We start from the raw sequence: 20,147 nt of genomic DNA, 5'->3' as shown, positions 1-20,147 counted from the left end.
GGCCCTACATATTCGGGAGATGCGTCAGTTGCCGGTGAAAACCAGGCGTTCGACGGTGATCGTGTCGAGGAAGTCCTCGTCGATCGCGACGCCGATGCCGGGGCCCTGTGGGACGGCGACCGTGCCGTCGGCGTCGACTTCGAACGGGCGCTCGGTGATGTCGCGCGTCCAGTAGCGCTTGCTGGCGGAGATGTCGCCGGGCAGCGTGAAGTTCGGCAGGCTCGCCAGCGCGAGGTTGTGCGCGCGGCCGATGCCGCTCTCCAGCATGCCGCCGCACCACACCGGCGCACCGTGCGCCTGACACACATCGTGGATCCCGAGCGCCTCGGTGTACCCGCCCACGCGCCCGATCTTGATGTTGATCAACCGGCAGCTGCCCATGGCGAGCGCATGCGCCGCCGCGCGCGTGTGGACGATCGTCTCGTCCAGGCAGATGTCCGTGCGCAGCATCTTCTGCAGTACTGCGTGATCGACCATGTCGTCGGGCGCGAGCGGCTGCTCGATCATCAGCAGGTCGAACGCATCGAGCTCCCGCAGGTGATCGGCCTGCGCGAGCGTGTACGCGGTGTTGGCGTCCACAGACAGCCACCCTTCCGGGTACGCCTCACGCACGGTGCGCACCACGTCGACATCCCATCCCGGCCGGATCTTCAGCTTGATGCGCTGGTAGCCCTGCGCCACGTGCCGCAGCACCTGATCGACGAGCGCCGGGACGGCCGGCTCGATGCCGAGGCTCACGCCGACGGCCACGCGATCGCGGACGCCACCAATCGCTTCGGCGATCGAGACGCCGCGCGTCCGCGCCGCGAGATCCATGAACGCGAGTTCGAGGCCGGCCTTCGCCATCCGGTGCCCCTTGAAGTGCCGCAGCGCGCCCGCCACGTCCTCGACCGACGACAGCGATGTCTGGAGCAGCGCGGGGATGAAGCAGTCGACGAGCACATGCTTCGCCGTCGACACGGTCTCGGAACTGAAGAGTGGCTCGCGATCGGCCACCACCTCGCCCCATCCCTCCACGCCATCGGCCTGCATGCGGAGCAGCGGGACGATGCGCGAGTCTGTGCGGCCGAAGCTTGTGACGAACGGCCGCACGAGGGAGAGCTCGATGAACCGGAGTTCGATCGCCGTCAGGCGCAGGGGGGCGGCAGCCGTGAGATCGCGGGGACGCGCGTGGGCGTCGGCATTCGACATGCGAGAATCCTACAGGTGCGCGCGAGCATGAGTACAGACGTCGATTTTCGTGAGCTGACCAGCGTGGACGACATCCGTCTCGTGCAGGAGATGGAGCGGCGCGTCTGGCGGCTCGACGATGTGGACGTCAGCCCGGTGCTGCTGCTCGTGGCGCTCGTCAAGTCGGGTGCGCTGCTGCTCGGCGCGTTCACCGACGAGGACATCTGCGGCTTCGCGCTGTCGGTCCCCGGCGATCGCCACGGCCGGCGCGTGCACTGGTCGCACATGACCGGCGTCGACGACGCGTTGCGCAGCTCTGGACTCGGCACGCGCCTGAAACTCGAACAGGCGCGACGCGTGGCGGCGCGCGGTTACAGCGAGATCCAGTGGACCTACGATCCGCTCCAGAGCCTCAACGCGTACCTCAATCTGGTCAAGCTTGGCGGCGTGGTGTCGGAATACGGCGAGCACGTATACGGTGATTCGTCGAGCACGCTGCATCGCGGCGCACCGACGGATCGCTTCATCATCAACTGGTCGATCGACGCCGACGGCGTGCCCGTGCGATCGCCGCGGCAGGCACGCGCCACGACGGAAGCGGGGTCGCCGGCGGGCGTCATGCTCGAACGCGACGGCTGGCACGGCTACGAACCCGCATCGACGCTGCCCGACGATGACGTCGTCCGCGTGCCGATTCCGTCCCGCTTCTCGACGATGCTGCAGGAGGCCCCGGACATCGCGCTCGACTGGCGCATGAAGACGCGCGCGCAGTTCCAGGCGCTCTTCGCCAACGGCTACCAAGCCGTGGACTTCCGCCGCGACGCCGACCGCGGCGAATACGTCCTCGTCCGCTGACGAACGGGTTTCCGCCGGCGCGCTTCGCGCTATGGCGCGACGTTCGCTCCATCAGCAGATGTGGGGCGACCTTCGGGCCGGGCCCGCCCGACCGAACGGTTGCCGGTTGCCCTTTGCCGGTTGCCGGTCTCCACCTCACCGTGGTCCGGCTTTGTCCGGGTTGTCCGTGATGACGCCGTCGACGCCTTGCGCGAGGGCGGCCTGGATCTCCGCCGTCACGTCGGCGAACGTGCCGACCGCCGACGCGCGGAAAGTGTACGGGGTGACGGGCATGCCGAGCGCACGCGCTCGAGCGATGAGCGTGGGGTCGGTGCGGATCACCTGCTTGTCTGGACTCAGGCCCGTGGCGAACGTACGCGCCTCGGCAAGTCCCTCTGCCGACGTCCAGCGCGCCGCGTCGGCAGGCCCGAACAGCAGGTGAATCGGGAGCGGCGTCCGCAGGTCCGTCGCGAGCAGTCGCAGGCTGCTCACCGTGAACGACTGCAGCAGTACCGGCGTACGCGGATCGGCCCACGGCTGATCGAGTCCGGCCGCCTTCAGCTCCGCGATCATCTCGCGCTCGATGCCCGGGTACTGGTCGGGCGCCTTCAGCTCGATGAACAGGCCCGTCCGTCCGCGCACGGCGGCGATGGCCTCGCCGAAGGTCGGGATGCGCGTGCCCGCGAAGCGCGCGTCGAACCAGCGTCCCGCGTCGAGTCGTCTGATCTCGTCGAGCGTGAAGTCGGCGAGCGGCCACTGCCGTCGCGCCTCACCTCTCACGGTCACGACGCGCGCGCGATCGGGGAAGACGTCCTCGACGTCCGTCGTGCGTTCGAGCGTCGAGTCGTGCAACACCACGAGCGCGCCGTCGCGCGTGCGCTGCAGGTCGATCTCCACGAACGTCGCGCCCTGCTCGGCTGCCCGCGTGAAGGCCGGCACGGTGTTCTCGGGCGCGTACGCCGACGCGCCTCTATGCGCCACCACCCACGGCGTCCGCGGCGCCGCCGGCGCCGCATACAGCACCGACAGCGCCGCGACCACGGCCACGCCACCAACCAGCAGCACCTGAGTCATCGTCATGCGCAACAGGATGACAGAGTTCAACCCGGCAACCGGCAACCCGGCAACGGGCAACCGGTGCGAGATCTCGTGAAGGCCGAATGCAGACAATGCCGAATGACGAATGATGAATGACGAAGGGCCGCGGACATCGAAGACGCCGCGGCCCCTGACCGGTTGCCGGTTGCCGGTTGCCGGTTGCCGGTTGCCGGTTGCCGATCTACCAGAGATACGTGGCCTTCAGCCACACCGTGTTCGCGGTGTATCTCTCCCAGCCGTATCCCATCAGCAGGAACGTGTTGCTCTGTGCGAGACGGTCGAGGGCCTGCGTGCCGAGGGCCCAGTCGTTCACGTCGAACCTGTCGTACAGGTACACGAGGCCGAGCGACAGGTTGCGCTTCAGCCAGTACGACGATGTGAAGCGCACCTGCGTCCAGTCGTTGAACACCGGCCGGAGCTGCGAGACGGCGGGCAGCGTGCTGTCGGCAGGCAGCGAGTAGGTCCACGACGTGTCGGCCTTCGTGTAGTCGTAGGTCAGGCCGAGGTCGACCTTGCCCGCCACCTTGGGTGCTTCGATGTACGCGTTGAAGGTGTGGACCTTCTCGTCGATGTCGTCGCTCCAGTTGCGGCGGGGATCGTTGAAGCCCGGATCCGGCAGCGGGTTGGCGGTGCGGCTCGTCTCGAGCGACGAGAACGTCTCGTACAGGTAGTTCGCGCCGATGCCGAACGCGGCGCTCGGCGAGTAGTCCACGCCGAACCCGACCGTCGAGAAGTCCTGGCTCCGCAGGCCGAACACGCCGTCGGGACGATCGTCGGTGCCGATCGAGCCCGTCACGTTGAGCGACAGATCGCCGCGCGGGATGAAGGTGATCACGAACTGCGTGACGTCGCGGTCGCGATTGCTGATATCGGCGTGACGCATGTCGGACTGCTCGCTGTAGGAGGCGAGCAGATCCGTGTCGAGTCCCCTGCCGCGGCGCTGCTGGTGCTGGTAGCTGGCGCGCAGCGTCACATACCTGTTCGACGTCCAGTCGTATCCGAGACGGACCGTGTCCTCGACCGTCGTGTCGTAGATGCGGTGCGTGCGATCGATGTCCTCGCGCACGTAGCCCACGCGGAACGCGCCGTTACGCCATGGCGTGAACGACGCGTCGACCTCCGCCGTCTGCCGGTTGAACGAGTACGGGTGCGATGCCGCGCCCGGCGAGTTCACGAGCGTGGTGTCGTAGCTCACCTTCTGGTCGTAGTGGAACGGTGCGGTCCTGTTGTCCATGTCGTACGAGCGGAAGCTCGCGTTGAACCAGGACCAGCGCGTGGGACGCGCGGTGTACCGCAGCAGCACGGTGGTCACGGCGGCTTCGCCGCTCACCGACGTGCGCTCGAGCGCGGGCTGCGTGATCGCCGGATTGATCGTCCACGGCAGCAGATCCACGTCGCTCGTCATCGCCGAGCGGCCGACGTACGCGAGCGCGCGGCTCTTGCCTGGCAGGGCGATGGAGCCCGTGGCCGACACCGTGTGCATCGTGCTCGACGGCCAGCGCGCAAGCCGTCCGACCGACGTCGCCGTGGCCGTGTCGGTGATGCGGAGCGGATTGTCGAACTGGAGCGACTCGGTCCGGCTGGTGAACCATGAGCCGTCGTACCCGGCGCGGAACATCGCCTTCTTCGTGGACCACTCGATGTTGGCCGCCACTTCGTTGTTGCGCTGGTCGATCGGCGCGGGCACCTCGAAGGTCGACGCCATGCCGAAACTCGCGCCAACAGGCTGATGGCCCTTCCTGCCCGTCGACGTCACCGCGAACGCGATGTCGGTGTCGCGGTTCACCTGGTACTGGGCGCCAACCGTGCTGACGTCGCGCGTGGTACGCAGGCGGAACGGGCTGGCGTACGCGTCGACCGCCGGATTGAGCGTCGCCTGACCTGCCTGAATCGACGTCTGCAGCCCATCGTCCACCGTGACGCGCGTGGGGCCGGCCACCGTGAACGGCGTGCGCGTGGTGTACGACTGCTCGTACGGAATCTGGTTGTACTGGAACCAGCCCTTGAAGCGGCCGAACTGCTCCAGGCTCGCGGCGAAGCGCTGATCGCGATAGCCGACGTTGTCGGCCTCCAGGCGCCAGATCCGCGCGTCTGTCTCCGAAGTCCAGCGCACGCCCTGGAGCATGGCGCCGGTGCGCCTGTCGGCGTAGCGATTGAAGCGGGCCTTGTCGCCGTCGACGTCGCTGAGCCTGACGCCGAAATCCACCGACCGCAGATTCGGATCGAGGACCGCGGCCGACTCCGCGTCACTGGCGGGAGGCTGGCCGATGGGGGTCTGTGCGGCGGCCGGCACCACGAGCAGGACACCGAGCAGACCGACGGCAAGCGTACGTGTGGTCATGATCGTTCTCCCTAGCGAAGCAGCGTGACGCCCGCCGGATGGTTGCTGCCGTGGATGGCGGAGTGGCAGTTGATGCACCCGCGCGACAGCATCCTGTTGCTCCGGCCCGTGAGCTGGGTCTGGTCGTAGATCGTCGCCGGATGCCGCGCGTGGTTGTGGCAGCGCTGGCACAGCATCGGCAGCTTGGCGACCAGCATGCGCTCGTGCGGCGAGCCGTGCGGATCGTGACAGCTCGTGCAGTTGTCGCGCACGGCGGCGTGCTCGTGCAGGAACGGTCCCCGCTTCTCGGTGTGGCAGCTGATGCAACTCTCGTTCAGCCAGTTGCCGACCTTGAGCAGCTTGACGTTGGTGGCGCCGTGCGGTTCGTGGCACGTCGAGCACTCCATCTTGCCCTCGGTGATCGGCATGTGCGAGGCGCGCCGCATCTTGGCGGCCTGCTGCTGGTGGCAGGTCTGGCACAGTTCGCTCTGCGTCTCGGTCTTGAGCTGGTGCTCGAACGACTTCGGCGCGTGGACGCTGTGGCACGACGCGCACGCGAGGTTGCGGCTGTCGTGCGCGCTGCCCTCCCAGAGGGCGTGCGCCCCGCGTGTGTGGCACGAGAGACACGTCTCGTTGGCCGTGCGCGCGTCGGCGTTCGCGTCGCCGAAACGCAGGATGGGACCCGTGTCCTGATCGTCGGCGTGCGCCTGGCCAGGGCCGTGGCAGCTCTCGCAGCTGCCGCTGGCCTGCGCCATGGGCGAGCGCGGGTTCTTCGCACGACCGTGCGGCGTGGCGCTGATCGCGCCCTTGTCCTCGTGACACTCGAGGCACACGGCATCGCCCGCGAAGCCTGCCGCGGGCTGTCCCGACGCGTCAGTCGTGACGAAGGTGCCGGTGCCCGCCGACGTCAATGACGCGTGCGCGGGCGTGGCCGGCGGCATGGGCGCCGGCTGTGTCGCGGCACGCGGCTGCGGCTTGACGAGGCCTTCCTGTTCGGCACGGTCCTGTCGGCCACCGCCGCGCGCGTCGATCGACACGACGGTCACGACCATCCACATGGCGAAGGCGGCCAGGATGCCCGTCCACGCTGTTACTGCTCGCTTCATCTCGTCCACCTCTCACCTGCGTTCGCGGCTTGCCACGAACGAACGCCGTTGCTGGTGCGATCAGGGGGTCGCAGGAGGCTGCTCCACTTCCCTGTGGCAGGACTCGCATTCCTGGGTGATGACCGAGCCGTCCTTGGCCGTGTGCTCGTCATCGTGGCATCTGAAACAGCCGTCGGCGTCTGTGTGGCCGAGGAAGCTGGTGTACGTCCCGAACGTCACGCGCATCGCGGGATGCACGTTGGCCGCGTGGATGTCGGCCAGTGTGCGCCCGGCAACCGCCACGCCCTTCTGGTCCACGGGGCCGGCACTCGCACCGTCCCCCTCACCGGCGTAGAACTCGGCAAGGCCCGACGTGATCGCCGCGCGCGCCTCGTCCTCGGAGGCGTACTCGGCAGTGAGCAGTCGCACGGCCTCGCGGCGCAGGTACGGCAGGCGCGCATCGAGGCGGCCGTCGACAAACGCACGGTCGACGGCGCGCTCGGCACTTGGCGCGAACGGATGCGCCACCTTGTTATGGCAATCGGCACAATCCATGCGCCGGCGCTCGCCACCCGACGCCGGATCGAAGCCCTCGACACTGAATTCCTTGATGTCACCCGTGGGGAATTTCACGCGGACCCACGGAATTTTTCCGCGACTCGCATCGGTGGCGATGTACTCGATTTCGAGGCCAGGCGTGGCGTGCCAGTGGATGCCGGACGCGCTCCCATCGGGTCTCGTCCCGCCCACCAGCAGCGTCATCAGCGTCGTCGACGGCGTGTTGGCCTCGTCATCGCCGATCTCGGTGTAGTCACGCGTCCGTTCGCCGATCCACCGCTTCGCGTCGTGGCAGGAGCCGCATGTCACGTTCGCGTCGGGGCGATGGGCGACGGGCGTCGGCACGGGCGTGGGATACGTCCCGGTGATCACCTGGATCAGCTGCGACGTTCCGCGCGCTTTCGCGAGCACGAACCCCTCGGGACCGGGACCGATATGGCAGCTCGCGCAGGCGACCTTCGTGTGCGCCGGGCCCAGTTGCCACTGCACGAAGTGCGGATCCATCTGCGTGTGGCACACCTGGCCACAGAAGGACGGCGAGTCCATGTAGTGCACGGCCTGCATGCCCGCCGCGCTGACGATGAGTGTGTTCAGCACTGTGGCGACGGCCAGCAGGAGCATCCAGCCGCGTACGCGTGCGTCGCGAAGATCGAGTGTCGGCCACTGCAACTCCGGCAACCCGCGACTCGCACGCCGGCGCGCCCGCCACGCCCCGATGGGGATCAGCAGCAGGCCCATGATGAAAAACGCGGGCAGCGCGATGAAGGTCAGCAACCCGATGTACGGGTTCTGCAGCCAGCCCAGGGCCTCGGCGAGCAGGGAAAGCAGGAACAGGCCCGCGCTCACCGTGGTGAGCGCGGTGCCGAGGGCGGCCACGGGATGCGCGGTGAGCGCGCGTGGCAGGAGGGGCCGGCTATCGATCACGATGGCCTACTTCAAGCTCTGCATGTAGCTGACGAGCGCCTTGAGGTCGGCATCGGCGAGCTTGTATGGCTTCATCCGAACCTTCGGCTTTTCGGCCAGTTTGGCTTCCATCTCGGCCGGCGCGGTGATCCACTTGCTGATGTCGTCTGCGGAGAGCTTCGCGCCCACGCCATCGAGTGGAAAGCGCTTGTTGCCCTTGCCGTCGATCTGATGGCAGGTCTGGCACTTGTTGGCCGCGTACACCGTCTTGCCCTTCTCGATGTCCTGAGCGCTCACCCACGCCGGCAGCGTGATGAAGGCGGCAAGCACCGCTCCGAAGGCCATTCGTTTCATGATCAGTTCTCTCCTCTGGTCGTCAGACGGTAACCGCCGCGCACGCCCTTCATGGCTTGCCTATGCAAATCTGGTACTCACGGCCGGGCCGAAAAAGAGGTAAGCGAATGCTAAATGGCCGACCTTTCAGGTCGCCACTCTCAGCGTTCCGCGAATTGGAATGCTGTTGACACCCGGCGATGGCTATCGCCCGCGCTTCGGGCGATCCGCGCCGTGGGGACGCGCGTGCATGGCAGGGGCGTGGCTGCGCCCGCCGCGGCCACTGCCCGGCTTGATGACAGGACCCGTCGCGTTGCCACGGACGCTGCCGGGCAGGCGAGCGGCGCGCGCCGCGGCCTTGGCCTGCGCGCGGGCGCGCTCCTCGGCCTTGCGTTTCCTGATCGCGGCGATGCGCTCGGCCAGCGGAATCTCGAGACGCGTGTCGGGAACGGCCTTGTAGTCGAAGTCAGGCAGCTGCACGCGAGGCAGGCGCTTGCCCACGACCTTCTCGATCTGTTGCCACTCGCCTTCCTCTTCGCGCGAGACGAACGTGAACGCCTCACCTGTCGCTTCCGCGCGGCCCGTGCGCCCGACGCGATGGATGTAGTCCTCCGCCGCGACGGGCACGTCGAAGTTCACCACGTGACCGAGGTCGGAGACGTCGATGCCCCGCGCGGCGATATCGGTGGCCACGAGCACGGGGAACTCGCCATTCTTGAATCCGGCGAGCGCCAGCGTGCGCTGCGCCTGCGATCGATTGCCGTGGATGCGCGCGGCTTTCACGCCCTGCTTCTCGAGATACGCGGTGAGGCGATCGGCGCGGTGCTTCGTGCGCGTGAAGACGAGCGCCTGCGTCATCACGCCGCGCTCGAGCAGCGTGGCCAGCAGCGCGCCCTTGAGGTCCTGCGGGACGGGATAGACCGCCTGCGTGATGCCGACCGCCGGCGCGGCCTGGCGGGCGAGGTTGATCGTCGCGGGATCGCGCAGCAGCTCACGCGTCAACGCCACGATTGGCGCCGGCATCGTCGCGCTGAAGAACAGGGTCTGTCGCGCGGCGGGGACGTGCTTGAGCACGCGGCGGATGTCGGGCAGGAAGCCCATGTCGAGCATCCGGTCCGCCTCGTCGAGGACGAGGAACTCGAGCCCGGGAAGCTTCGCGTACGGCGCGCGGAAGTGATCGAGCAGACGACCGGGCGTCGCGATGATGACGTCGACGCCGCGGCGGAACGCGTGCTCCTGCGGCCCCATGCCCACCCCGCCGAAGACGGCGGCTGCGCTGATGGGCGTGTGGACCGCGAAGTTGTTCAGGTCTTCGAGAATCTGCGCCGCCAGTTCGCGCGTGGGGGTCAGCACGAGCGCGCGCGTGGTCCCGCGCGGCTTGTCGATCAGCTTCTGGAGGATGGGCAGGATGAACGCGGCGGTCTTGCCGCTGCCCGTCGCCGCGCAGGCGAGCACGTCACGTCCGGCAAGCGCGGGCGGGATGGCATCTGTCTGAATCGGCGTGGGTCGGGTGAAGCCGAGTTCCTTGAGCGCGCGCGTGAAGCTGGGATGCAGTCCGAAATGAGCGAATGGCACGTGACAGTGTAATGGATGCCAGGAATCCGGAGCGGGCGTGCGGAACGCCAGACAACTTCGGGAGAGGCGCCTACGCCTCGCCCCCGTACAGCTCCGGTCGGCGATCGGGGCGGTATGTGGCGATCTCCCGCCAGCGCGTGAGATCGGCGCTGTGGCGCACGATGTCGGCGACGATGACACGGTCGACGACGGTGCCGGCAGACGCGAGCAGCTGGCCGGACGGCGCGACGATCGCCGAGTGCCCGAGCGAGGTGAAGTGCAACTCCTGACCGATGCAGTTGGCCATCGCGAGGAAGATGCCGTTCTCCAGCGCGCGCGTGCGCGCCAGCGCCTCGACCATCGGGCCGTTCCAGTCCCACGTCGCACGCTGCCAGTCGTCGGCGATCCAGTTGGTGCTGTTGATCACGAGCTCGGCGCCACGCGCGGTCAGCGCCCTGATGTACTCGGGGAAGATCAGGTCGTAGCAGACCGTCAGACCCAGACGCCCCAGCGCGGTGTCGACCACCACCGGCGTGTCGCCCGCCGCATACCATCGGCGCTCGGCGGCAAACAGGTGCGCCTTGCGATAGGTCGCCAGTCGACTCCCATCCGGACCGAACAGGAGCTGCGCGTCGTAGAACCGGCCCTCCTCGGCGAGCGCCATGCCGCAGACCAGATGCAGGCGCGCCTCGCGGGCGAGGGCGGACAGGTGCGTCGCCGTCGGACCGTCGTCGGGTTCGGCGAGCTCGCCGAGCCGGTCGGCGATGAAGTACCCGGTGGTCGCGGTTTCCGGCAGCACCAGCAACTGCGCGCCGTGCCCGGCGGCTGCTCGAACCAGACACCCGATGGTGGCCAGATTGGCCTCCACATCGAACGGCACCGGATGCATCTGCCCCACGCCCACGCGAATCGCATCTGTCATGGTTGAGTCGCTCATGCTGGTCCTGGACCCGGGACCACCGGCCTTCGGACATCCTACCGGTTTGCCGGTTGCCGGTTTGCCGGTTGCCGGTTGCCGGTTGCCGGTCTGCCGGTTGCCGGTTGCCGGTTGCCGGTTGCCGGTTGCCGGTTGCCCGTTGCCGGTCGCCGGTCGCCGGTTGCCGGTTGCCGGTTGCCGTTAAAGTGTCCCCCGTGCGCTCCTCCTTCGACTCCCTGACCACCCCCAGGTCCATCGCGCTCGTCGGGGCGTTGATGGCCGCAGCCGGATTGATCCTGCTCTTCATGGGCCGGCTGCCCATCTGCCAGTGTGGCTACGTCTCGCTCTGGCACGGGCAGGTGCAGAGTGCCGGCAACTCGCAGCACCTCACCGACTGGTACACGTTCTCGCACATCATCCCCGGATTCCTGTTCTACGGTCTGTTCTGGTTGGTGGGGCGGCGGTGGCCGATCGGCCTGCGGCTGGCGGCGGCGGTGGCCGTCGAGGGCGCGTGGGAGGTCCTCGAGAACACCGACATGGTCATCAACCGCTATCGCGAGGCCACGATCGCGCTCGACTACTACGGCGACAGCGTGATCAACTCGCTCAGCGACATCGCGGCCATGGTCGCCGGCTTCGTGCTCGCCGCCCGCCTCCCCGTGTGGGTCATCGTGGTGGCCGCCGTCGCGATGGAGCTCATCGTCGGCTACCTGATCCGCGACAACCTGACGCTGAACATCCTCATGCTGCTCTATCCCATCCAGGCCGTGCGCGAATGGCAGACCGCGGTGGTAGACTTCGGGTTTCGGAACACCGGATCGTTCGGGTGAGGCGCGACCCGCCTGGCCCCGACAGGAGGCCAACGTGGCAGATCAAGAGACAGGCAAGGGCATGTCGCGGCGGGAGTTCGCGTCGCGGCTCGGCGTGAGCGCGGCCGTGGTGGCCGCGGGCAGCCATCTCGTTCCGTCGACGGCGAGAGCCGCGACACGCATCCAGGGCGCCAGCGACAAGCTCGTGTTCGCGAGCATCGGCGTGCGCGGCCAGGGCAACGGACTGAAGCGCGGCTTCGCGAAGCTGAAGAACGTCGAGATCAAGACGCTCGCCGACATCGACCTCAACCTCGAGGCCGAGCGCGTCAACGACAAGGCCCTGGCCGAGGTCGCCACGTTCAAGCCGAACTTCGTGCAGGACTTCCGGCGCGTGCTCGACGACAAGGACATCGACGGCGTCATCATCGCCACGCCGAACCACTGGCACGCCCTCATGACCGTGATGGCGCTGCAGGCAGGCAAGCACGTCTACGTCGAGAAACCATCCAGTTACACGATCTGGGAAGGCCGGCAGGAAGTCGAGGCGCAGAAGAAGTACGGCAAGATCGTGCAGGTCGGCACGATGAACCGCAGCCGGCCCGCGGTACGCCAGGCCATCCAGTTCCTGAAGGACGGCGGCATCGGCAAGGTCTACATGGCGCGCGGTCTGTGCTTCAAGCCGCGTCCGTCGATCGGGAAGTACCCCGACGGCCCGCTCGGCGCCGGGCAGACGTTCCGCATGAACGCCGAAGCGCGCCCCGAGCCGAACTGGGACGCCGCGTATCTCTCCAAGGTCGACTACGACCTGTGGCTCGGTCCGGCGGCAAAGACGCCGTTCAACGTCAACCGCTTCCACTACAACTGGCACTGGAACTGGTCGTACGGCAACGGCGACACGGGCAACCAGGGACCGCACCAGTTCGACATCGCGCGCTGGGGGCTCGGCAAGATGGAGCACCCGGTGAAGATCAGTTCCGTGGGCGGCTACTTCGGTGCGCCCTCGGCGCAGGAGACGCCAGACGTCCAGACGTCGTTCTTCGAGTACGGCGACGGCACGGTGATGGAGTTCGCCACGCGCGGCGAGGCCACCAACGAGGAGGGCGGCGTCACCATCGGCAACCTGTTCTACGGGTCAGACGGCTGGATGTGGGTCGACGGCGACGGTCGCAAGTGGCAGTCCTACAAGGGCAAGACGAAGACCGAGAAGGGCCCCGGGTCCGAGGCGCCGCCCGAGTCCGGCGGCAGCGATCCGCTCGTGCTCTTCAGCATCGAGACGCCGCACTACCAGAACTTCGTCGACGCCATCCGCGCCAACGACCCGAAGGTGCTGACGTGCGACGCCCTGGAAGGCCACCTCTCGTCGGCCCTCCCCCACCTCGCCAACATCGCGTACCGCACGGGCCGCCAACTCCAGTTCGACGGCAAGTCCGAGACGTTCGTGAACGACAAGGACGCCGACAAGCTCCTCACCCGCGAATACCGCAAGGGCTGGGAACTGAAGCCCCTCGCGAAGACGGAGTAGCGGTTCACTCCCGCAACAGTGGAAGAGCCAAGGCTTCATTCAGCCACTGGCTCTTCCATCGCACTTGACAGATCGTCCGGACACATAGACAATACAGGCATGAATGAAGTGTCGAGCTGCAAGGGCCATCCGTGCCCGGTGTCGGCGGCGTTGATCGCCGCGGCGCGCACGCTCGAAGCCAGGCTCGAACAGGCGCTGGCACCGCTGCAGTTGTCGCTCGCCAAGGTAGGCGTGCTGCGGTGCCTCGTCGAGGCGCAGCGCCCGCTGCCGCTGAGCGCGATCGCGCAGTTCCAGAAGTGCGTCCGCTCCAACATGACCCAGCTCACCGATCGCCTCGAAGCCGACGGGCTCGTGCGTCGCGTGGACGACCCGCAGGACCGCCGCGCGGTCCTCGCCGAGCCGACCGCCGCCGGCCGCGCGGCCTTCGCGCGGGCGGGCGAGATCCTGGGCGCCGAAGAAGAACGCATCCTGCGCAGCCTGAGCAGCACGGAGCGCGCCCTCATGACGGACCTGGTGCACCGGTTCGTCGCGAGCGAACACACGGTCACGTCGTGAGTCTTTTTTTCAGCCCCAATAATTCATCACTAGACAATCTTCCTATAGACCATGTCTGACGCAACATCGCAGCAACATACGGAGCCCACCATGAGCAGCCACCCGCACCTTTTCGCCCCCGCCACAGTCGGCCACCTCGCCCTGCCGCAGCGTTTCGTGATGGCAGCGATGACGCGTAACCGCGCGCTTCCGTCTCTCGCGCCGGGACCGCACGCCGCGTTGTACTACGCGCAGCGCGCGTCGGCCGGCCTGGTCATCACCGAGGCGACGCAGGTCTCCGACTCCGCCGCCGGGTACGTGTTCACGCCTGGCATCTACTCGCCGGAACAGATCGCCGGCTGGCGTCAGGTGACCGAGGCCGTCCACGCCGCCGGCGGCCGCATCGTCGTGCAGTTGTGGCACACGGGCCGCGTCTCTCACCCGAGCATGCGTCCTGATGGATCCACGCCGGTGAGCGCGTCGGCGATTGCGGCCGATGGCGAGGTCATCACCTACGACGGCCCGCGCGCGATGCCCACTCCGCGCGCGCTCGACGTGCAGGAGATCCGCGCGATCGTCGGGGATTTCGCCCAGGCCGCGCGCAACGCCATCGCGGCAGGCTTCGATGGCATCGAGCTTCACGCCGCCAACGGATACCTCATCGACCAGTTCCTGCGCGATGGCTCCAACCACCGCACCGACGACTACGGCGGTTCGATCGCCAATCGCGCGCGCTTCCTGCTCGAGATCGTCGACGCGACGAGCGCGGCGATCGGTGCGTCGCGCGTCGGGGTCCGCATCTCGCCGACCAATCCGTACAACAGCATGTCCGACAGCGATCCGGCAGCGCTCACCCGGTACGTGGCCGAGCAGCTCGACGCGCGTGGCGTGATGTACCTGCACCTGCTGGAAGCGCCGGCGAGCGACGACATCGACGCGGTGCGCCCGATGACCGCGATCGCGCGTGAGGTCTTCGACGGCGTGGTGATCGCGAACGCCGGCTACACGGCCGACGCCGCCGAGCGCGTCATCGCACGCGGCGAGGCCGACCTGGTGGCTTTCGGCGTGCCGTTCCTCTGCACGCCCGACTTCGTGGCCCGCACGCGCGACGGCCAGCCGCTGAACACGCCCGTTCGCGAGACGTTCTACGGCGGCACCGACGTCGGCTACGTCGACTACCCCTTCCACGACGGCCGCGTCAGAACGCTCGACGACCTCACCGCCACGCCCGCCACCGTGTGACAGGCGCACCCATCCACGCCAGGGGCATGTGCGTAGGGGCGGCCCTTGCCTGCCCTCCGTAGCCGTGTAGCAGCGGAGAGGGTGGCCGCGGGCACCCCTGCGGGTCCCATACTGAATCGTGAGGGTGGCTGTCGGCCGATTCGCGGCACTCGTCAGGTCTCGGTCGACGAGGTCAGCGTGAAGCCGGCCTCGTCGATCGCCTGGGCGAGCGCTTCCGGCGTCACCGATGCGTCCACGTCGATCACCGCGCTGCCGACGCGCACGTCCTTCACGTCGACGCCCGACACGTCCTGCAACGCCAGCGTCACCGCCTTCACGCAATGCCCGCACGACATGCCGGCAATCTCGATCGTCCTGGTCGCCATGCGAGACAGGATACTCACAATGCCGCAATGCCGGGAATGCGGCAGGCAGCTACTATGATTCGCCAGTGGTGCTGTCCACGACGTCGCTCGATTCGCTGACGCGGTTCCTTCGCATCCGGGGATGGATCCCGCCCGGCGCATTTCTCGTCGATCGGGTGCGGCTCGGTGGCGGGCGGACGGCGACGACGGTGCGCGTGACGACGAACGCAGGCGCGACGCGGGTGCTGCGCCAGCCTGACGCCATCACGCACGCCGACGGCAGGCATGTGATGTCTCCCGCCGATCGCCTGGCTGTCGAGGGCGAGTTCTACAGCCTGATCCAGCCGTGGTCGGCGATCACCGAGCGCATGCCGCTGTGTCTCGGCGTGGACCGGAGCGATCACATCATCGCGCTGCAGGATCTCGGCACCGCGCGGGCACTCACGGATCTGTACGTCGGGCGCCTCCTCTCGTCCGATGAAGTCGACGACCTCACGGCCTATCTCGTCGCGCTGCACGGCATCTCGGTCCACGCCGACCGACTCGGCGCGCTCCGCGGCGACGGCGTCAGGCTCGCGCGGCACGCCGATCGCTTCGAACACCCGATGGATGCGCCGCGCATCGACACGCTCGCCGGCACGCATCCGCGCCTGCATCGCCAGGTCGACGCGATTCGCACGGACGTCCACGTGCGCGCGACGATGCGGGATCTCGGCGGGCGGTACCTGGAAGGGCGCGGCGTGCTGCTGCACGGCGACTTCCGTCCCGCGCGCTGGATGCCGTCGGCGCACGGCCTGCACATCCTGGCACCGGCATACGCCACGGCGGGACCCGCCGCCTTCGATCTCGGCTTCTTCGTCGCGCACCTGCTGCTTGCCGCGCAACCGCACGCCATCATCAGCGACGTGCTGCAGCGCTATCGCCGCGCCACTCCGATCGATATGGCCGACGTGAGCGCCTGCGTGGGACTGGAACTGATTCGCGGCAGGCTCGGCGCCCTGCCGGTACCTGGCGATGTCGCTCCGGCGCGCCTGGAAGCAGAACTCGACTACGCCGCTCGACTGCTCGGCGGCCGGGCCACCGTGGAGTTGCCGCTGTGATCCGACTGCCGGCGATCCTGTTGCTCGCGCTCATGGCATCTGCCTCGAGCGTCGGCTGTCGACGCGACACGCCGGCGCGCACGGACGGCCGCACGGCCGTGTGGCTCGACGTCAGTCCGTCGTTCGGCGATCCTCCACGCAACCCCGCCGATGCGTTCGCGCTGGTGCAGGCGTTCGGCTCCGGCCAGCTCGCTGTGCGGGGCGTGTCGATCACCTACGGCAACGTCCCGCTAGTCCGGGGCTTCCCCGCCGCGCAGGAGTTGCTGAAGCGTCTCGACACGGGCCTGTTACGGCCGTGGCGCGGACCGTCGAGTCCGGAAGAACGCGCCGCCCCGACCGAAGCCACCGAGTTGCTGCGCGAAGCGCTCACCGCCACGCCACTCACGATCGTCGCGGCCGGCCCGGCAACCACCCTGGCGTCGACGCTGCGACGCGACGGCACGCTCGCCAGTCGCATCGAGCGGCTGATCCTCGTCGCTGGCCAGTCGGCCGACGCGATCGGCCAGACACCGCTCGACGATGTGAACGTGACGGCCGACGTCGAGAGCCTGCGCATCGTGCTCGACAGTGCGGTGCCCATCACACTCATCGCTCCCGCGCTCGGTGCCGCGATCGGCTTGGACCGATCGGATCTCGACCGCCTCGACACGGGCAGCGGGGCCGTACGGCTCATCACGCCGTCCGCGGGTCTCTGGCTCCATGCGCAAACCGAGCAGCACGGCGCATCGACGTTGGCCGTGGGTGCGATGGCGGCCGTCGACGTCGCCGCCCATCCCGGCCACCTGCGCTGTGAGTCGGCGACTGCACGGCTCAGCGGCGACTCGCCCGCCACGGCGCGCCTGCTCGTTTCGAGCACGACAGCGCCGGGAAGTCGCCCCGTCACGTGGTGCCACACGGCGGACGCCGAGGCGAAGAATCGCATCATCGCCGATGCGCTCGCGGCATCGGCAGCCCGCCACTGACGTGCCGGGCTGATATCGTAAGGGGGCGTTCGGACTCCGCGTGCCTCAGTTCCCCATTCGCGCGATCTCCCGGGGTCGCGTTGCACAGGTCGTCCCGGCGGCGCGACTCGCGACCGTCCTCGTACTGGTCCTCCTCCTGTGGGTAGCGGCGTCGGTGCTGACGCGGACGGCGCACGACCAGCGCACGCGTCGGGTCGCGCGCGCGGCCGGCGCCGGTGAACGCGCGCTCGCGGACGGCCATCCGGAGGCGGCGGCCTCCGCGTTGCGTGAGGCGGTCGGGCTCGAGCCCGATCGCGCCGATCATCGACTCGCGCTGGCGCGAGCCCTCGTCGCCGGCGGGCACGACAGAGAAGCACTCCCTTACGTGAACGAGGTGCTCCGGCAGGCACCGGTGGACGGCGAGGCCAACCTCGTGCTCGCACGCATCCTTCGTACGACCGGCGCGAACACGGAGGCCGAGTCGGCGTACTACAAGGCGATCTTCGGTCGATGGGCACCCGATCGCTTCGCGGGACGCCAGCAGGCACGCCTCGAGTTGGTGGCGCTGTACGAGGAGACAGGCGACACCGCGCGCCTCCGCGCCGCACTGCTGGAACTCTCCGCGGCGTTCCCCGGCGACCGTACCCTGCAGATGCACGCCGCCGATCGCCTGCTGGCGATCGGGTCGGTGGACGAGGCCGCGCGCGTGCTCCGCAGCGCGATGGAGCGCTTCGCCGATCCCGGCGATGCCCCTGCGCGTCTCGCCATGGCGGAAGTGCGGCGTGGCAATGCCGCCGCCGCGTACGACATCGCGCGGCGGGCGCTCGCGCGCGATGCGCAGGACGCGGCCGCGCGCGCCGCGCGCGATCTCGCGGCAAGTGTCCTGTCGATCGATCCGTCCCTGCCACGACTCTCGGGCGCGGAGCGAACGCGCCGCACCAGGCGATTGCTCGCCGAGGCGAGCAATCGCCTCGAATCCTGCGATGCGGCGGGAACCGCAGGTGGTCCGGTCACGCTGCCTGTCGCGGCACGCCGCTGGCTTGGTCAGCCCAGGGCCGACGCCGACGCCGGGTATGCCCTGCTCGAAGCGCTCGCCCGCCGGCTGCGCGAGCGCTGTCCGGCGCCGACAGACACGGATGCCATCGGCCTGGTGCTCGGCCGCCTGATCGGGGAGCACCGCGATGCGCAATGAGGCAGGCTCTCCAACGGACACGCCGTGGCGCCTGGCCGAAGCGCAGCGCTTCCTGCTGCTGTCGGTCCTGATCGGCGTCTGCACGGGATTGCTCGTCGTGTGCTTCCACACGGCCATCGAACTGGTCGACTGGTACGTGCGCGACGCGGCGCAGAGCGTGGTGATGCGCGTGCTCGTGCCTGGCCTCGGCGCGGCGCTCGCGGCCTGCGTCGTCTACGTCGTGCGCGCGGGCGCCGGCAGCGGCATCGTGCGTGCGAAGGCGGCGCTCTATGCGTCGGATGGTCACATTCCGTTCTCTGCGGTTCCCGGAAAGTTCGTGGCATGCGTGCTGTCGATCGGCACGGGCACGCCGCTCGGTCCAGAGGATCCCGCGCTGTTGATGGGTGCTGGCATCGCGTCGCGGCTGGGGAGGACGTTCGCGCTCACGCGGAGGACCATGCGGATGATCGCGCCGGTGGGCGCCGCCGCCGGCATCGCCGCCGCCTTCAACACGCCGATCACGGGCGTACTCTTCGTGATGGAAGAAGTCATGGCCGGATGGGACACGGCCGTCATGGGTTCCATCGTCCTGGCGGCCGTGGCGTCTGTGGTGACCACGCGGATGTTCCTCGGTGAGAGTCCGCTGTTCCGCGTGCCCGATGTGGCGAGCATCGGCACGCCGCTCGAAGCGCTGGCATACGTGGCGCTCGGCGTGGCTGCCGGCCTCTTCGCCACGCTCTACGTGCGCGGTGCGGCACTGGTGCGCTACAGGCTCGGCGCGTTCCGGCTGCCGGTGGCCGTCGGGCCGTTGCTCGCCGGGTTCGTGGTCGGCGCCGTGTCGCTCGCCGCGCCAGAAGTACTCGGCACGGGCTATCGTCCGATGGACGCCGCGCTGAATCTCCAGTACCCGTGGCAGACGATGGCGTGGCTGGCGCTGGCCAAGCTGTGCGTGGCGGTACTGGCGTTCGCCGTGGGCACGCCGGGCGGACTCTTCGCGCCGACGCTGTTCCTCGGCGTGATGCTCGGCGGCGCGTTCGGCGGACTCGCGCCCGCGCTCCTGCCGATGGTGCCCACGTCGCAGAGCATGCTGGCGCTGGCCGGGATGGCGGGCGTCTTCGCCGGCGTATTCCGCGCGCCCATGACGGCGGTGTTCATGACGTTCGAGTTGAGCGGCACGTCGGCGGCGATCCTGCCGGCGATGGTGACGTCCACGCTCGGCTTCCTCATCGCGCGGCAGTTCCAGCGCACGTCAATCCTGGATCTGGTGGCCGAACACGAGGGCGCGACCCTGCCCTCCGCGCGCCTGGCTCGTGCCGACGAACCGCTTCATGTGGAAGACGCGCTGCAGCCGGTGACGGAAGACACGATCCTGGTGCTCCGCGGCGACACGACGGCCACAACCGCGCTCACGGCAGCCACACCACGCACTACCACCGTTGTCATCGCGCTCCCCGACGATCGATGGGCCGTCGCCACGCGTGGGACGCTCGAACGTGTGGCCGCCGCGAGCGCAGCGAACGAACCGCTCGCCACGCACGCCGACGTGGCACACGTCTCTCCGGCGTATCCGGACGAACTGCTCGACGTCGCGCTGCGTTTGCTCGCCCGTGCACCGGCGGTCCCCGTCGTCTCGCGCCTGGATCCGGATCGACTCCTCGGCGTGATCACCAGGGAGGACGTCAGGAACGCGTACGGGCTGACGTAAGTGAACGG

At 68.6% G+C, this 20,147-nt stretch carries 18 protein-coding genes; 9 read left to right on the top strand and 9 right to left on the bottom strand.

Translation table 11 applies throughout. The features are described 5' to 3' along the window. Positions 1 to 24: 24 nt before the first annotated feature. Positions 25 to 1,137, bottom strand: a complete 1,113-nt coding sequence (gene menC, locus IT182_00145) for an o-succinylbenzoate synthase (GenBank protein MCC6161745.1) — start codon at positions 1,135 to 1,137, stop codon at positions 25 to 27. A gap of 81 nt (positions 1,138 to 1,218) precedes the next feature. On the opposite strand from menC, the gene IT182_00140 reads away from it, so the two are divergent. Next, on the top strand, positions 1,219 to 2,025 hold the full coding sequence (locus tag IT182_00140; GenBank protein MCC6161744.1) for a hypothetical protein: 807 nt from the start codon (positions 1,219 to 1,221) through the stop codon (positions 2,023 to 2,025). Positions 2,026 to 2,160: 135 nt separating this feature from the next. On the opposite strand, the gene IT182_00135 is transcribed toward IT182_00140, so the two are convergent. From IT182_00135 to IT182_00105, 7 genes are all read right to left on the bottom strand, one after another. Continuing rightward, entirely contained in the window at positions 2,161 to 3,084 is a 924-nt protein-coding gene (locus IT182_00135) for a glycerophosphodiester phosphodiesterase (protein ID MCC6161743.1), read from the bottom strand. Between the two features lie 199 nt (positions 3,085 to 3,283). Beyond that, entirely contained in the window at positions 3,284 to 5,443 is a 2,160-nt protein-coding gene (locus tag IT182_00130; GenBank protein ID MCC6161742.1) for an MtrB/PioB family outer membrane beta-barrel protein, read from the bottom strand. An 11-nt stretch (positions 5,444 to 5,454) separates the two neighbouring features. After that, complete coding sequence (locus tag IT182_00125; protein ID MCC6161741.1) at positions 5,455 to 6,528, bottom strand: DmsE family decaheme c-type cytochrome; 1,074 nt, start codon at positions 6,526 to 6,528, stop codon at positions 5,455 to 5,457. Positions 6,529 to 6,588: 60 nt separating this feature from the next. Then, positions 6,589 to 7,989 (bottom strand): cytochrome C, encoded by a 1,401-nt coding sequence (locus IT182_00120; GenBank protein MCC6161740.1) that lies wholly within the window; start codon positions 7,987 to 7,989, stop codon positions 6,589 to 6,591. Between the two features lie 6 nt (positions 7,990 to 7,995). After that, the gene (locus tag IT182_00115) at positions 7,996 to 8,322 is read right to left on the bottom strand and encodes a cytochrome c (GenBank protein MCC6161739.1); all 327 of its coding nucleotides are present in this window, start codon (positions 8,320 to 8,322) and stop codon (positions 7,996 to 7,998) included. A gap of 183 nt (positions 8,323 to 8,505) precedes the next feature. Then, on the bottom strand, positions 8,506 to 9,876 hold the full coding sequence (locus IT182_00110; GenBank protein MCC6161738.1) for a DEAD/DEAH box helicase: 1,371 nt from the start codon (positions 9,874 to 9,876) through the stop codon (positions 8,506 to 8,508). A 70-nt stretch (positions 9,877 to 9,946) separates the two neighbouring features. Continuing rightward, positions 9,947 to 10,792 (bottom strand): carbon-nitrogen hydrolase family protein, encoded by an 846-nt coding sequence (locus IT182_00105; protein MCC6161737.1) that lies wholly within the window; start codon positions 10,790 to 10,792, stop codon positions 9,947 to 9,949. A 254-nt stretch (positions 10,793 to 11,046) separates the two neighbouring features. Between IT182_00105 and IT182_00100 the strand changes: the two genes are divergently transcribed. From IT182_00100 to IT182_00085, 4 genes are all read left to right on the top strand, one after another. Then, complete coding sequence (locus tag IT182_00100) at positions 11,047 to 11,601, top strand: DUF2585 domain-containing protein (protein MCC6161736.1); 555 nt, start codon at positions 11,047 to 11,049, stop codon at positions 11,599 to 11,601. A gap of 61 nt (positions 11,602 to 11,662) precedes the next feature. Then, the gene (locus tag IT182_00095; protein MCC6161735.1) at positions 11,663 to 13,102 is read left to right on the top strand and encodes a Gfo/Idh/MocA family oxidoreductase; all 1,440 of its coding nucleotides are present in this window, start codon (positions 11,663 to 11,665) and stop codon (positions 13,100 to 13,102) included. A 99-nt stretch (positions 13,103 to 13,201) separates the two neighbouring features. After that, positions 13,202 to 13,657, top strand: coding sequence for a MarR family transcriptional regulator (locus tag IT182_00090; GenBank protein MCC6161734.1), 456 nt, complete (start codon positions 13,202 to 13,204; stop codon positions 13,655 to 13,657). A gap of 90 nt (positions 13,658 to 13,747) precedes the next feature. Further along, a complete protein-coding gene (locus IT182_00085) occupies positions 13,748 to 14,878 on the top strand; it encodes an alkene reductase (GenBank protein ID MCC6161733.1) in 1,131 nt (376 codons plus the stop codon). A gap of 152 nt (positions 14,879 to 15,030) precedes the next feature. Here the strand turns inward: IT182_00085 and IT182_00080 are convergent, their stop codons facing one another. Further along, complete coding sequence (locus tag IT182_00080) at positions 15,031 to 15,243, bottom strand: heavy-metal-associated domain-containing protein (protein MCC6161732.1); 213 nt, start codon at positions 15,241 to 15,243, stop codon at positions 15,031 to 15,033. A gap of 65 nt (positions 15,244 to 15,308) precedes the next feature. Between IT182_00080 and IT182_00075 the strand changes: the two genes are divergently transcribed. Genes IT182_00075 through IT182_00060 form a run of 4 tightly spaced genes read left to right on the top strand, consistent with a single transcriptional unit; the run spans position 15,309 to position 20,139 of the window. Then, the gene (locus IT182_00075) at positions 15,309 to 16,322 is read left to right on the top strand and encodes a hypothetical protein (GenBank protein ID MCC6161731.1); all 1,014 of its coding nucleotides are present in this window, start codon (positions 15,309 to 15,311) and stop codon (positions 16,320 to 16,322) included. Beyond that, positions 16,319 to 17,284: a nucleoside hydrolase gene (locus IT182_00070; GenBank protein ID MCC6161730.1), complete on the top strand. Its 966-nt coding sequence runs from the start codon at positions 16,319 to 16,321 to the stop codon at positions 17,282 to 17,284. Before IT182_00075 ends, IT182_00070 begins: the two co-directional genes overlap by 4 nt. Positions 17,285 to 17,324: 40 nt before the next feature. Then, the gene (locus IT182_00065) at positions 17,325 to 18,455 is read left to right on the top strand and encodes a tetratricopeptide repeat protein (GenBank protein ID MCC6161729.1); all 1,131 of its coding nucleotides are present in this window, start codon (positions 17,325 to 17,327) and stop codon (positions 18,453 to 18,455) included. Continuing rightward, the gene (locus IT182_00060) at positions 18,445 to 20,139 is read left to right on the top strand and encodes a chloride channel protein (GenBank protein MCC6161728.1); all 1,695 of its coding nucleotides are present in this window, start codon (positions 18,445 to 18,447) and stop codon (positions 20,137 to 20,139) included. The genes IT182_00065 and IT182_00060 overlap by 11 nt, the downstream gene beginning before the upstream one ends. Positions 20,140 to 20,147: the final 8 nt, after the last annotated feature.

The organism is Acidobacteriota bacterium (genome assembly GCA_020845575.1).
In the GTDB taxonomy this organism is placed as follows: domain Bacteria; phylum Acidobacteriota; class Vicinamibacteria; order Vicinamibacterales; family Vicinamibacteraceae; genus Luteitalea.
This window is presented reverse-complemented; position numbering and strand designations above follow the sequence as displayed.

Bases quoted from the DNA above. Each gene is read 5' to 3' on its own strand.
- IT182_00140 (MCC6161744.1), top strand. From the start codon at position 1,219: ATGAGTACAGACGTCGATTTTCGTGAGCTGACCAGCGTGGACGACATC.
- IT182_00135 (MCC6161743.1), bottom strand. From the start codon at position 3,084: ATGACGATGACTCAGGTGCTGCTGGTTGGTGGCGTGGCCGTGGTCGCG.
- IT182_00130 (MCC6161742.1), bottom strand. From the start codon at position 5,443: ATGACCACACGTACGCTTGCCGTCGGTCTGCTCGGTGTCCTGCTCGTG.
- IT182_00125 (MCC6161741.1), bottom strand. From the start codon at position 6,528: ATGAAGCGAGCAGTAACAGCGTGGACGGGCATCCTGGCCGCCTTCGCC.
- IT182_00115 (MCC6161739.1), bottom strand. From the start codon at position 8,322: ATGAAACGAATGGCCTTCGGAGCGGTGCTTGCCGCCTTCATCACGCTG.
- IT182_00105 (MCC6161737.1), bottom strand. From the start codon at position 10,792: ATGAGCGACTCAACCATGACAGATGCGATTCGCGTGGGCGTGGGGCAG.
- IT182_00100 (MCC6161736.1), top strand. From the start codon at position 11,047: ATGGCCGCAGCCGGATTGATCCTGCTCTTCATGGGCCGGCTGCCCATC.
- IT182_00095 (MCC6161735.1), top strand. From the start codon at position 11,663: ATGTCGCGGCGGGAGTTCGCGTCGCGGCTCGGCGTGAGCGCGGCCGTG.
- IT182_00090 (MCC6161734.1), top strand. From the start codon at position 13,202: ATGAATGAAGTGTCGAGCTGCAAGGGCCATCCGTGCCCGGTGTCGGCG.
- IT182_00085 (MCC6161733.1), top strand. From the start codon at position 13,748: ATGAGCAGCCACCCGCACCTTTTCGCCCCCGCCACAGTCGGCCACCTC.
- IT182_00080 (MCC6161732.1), bottom strand. From the start codon at position 15,243: ATGGCGACCAGGACGATCGAGATTGCCGGCATGTCGTGCGGGCATTGC.
- IT182_00060 (MCC6161728.1), top strand. From the start codon at position 18,445: ATGCGCAATGAGGCAGGCTCTCCAACGGACACGCCGTGGCGCCTGGCC.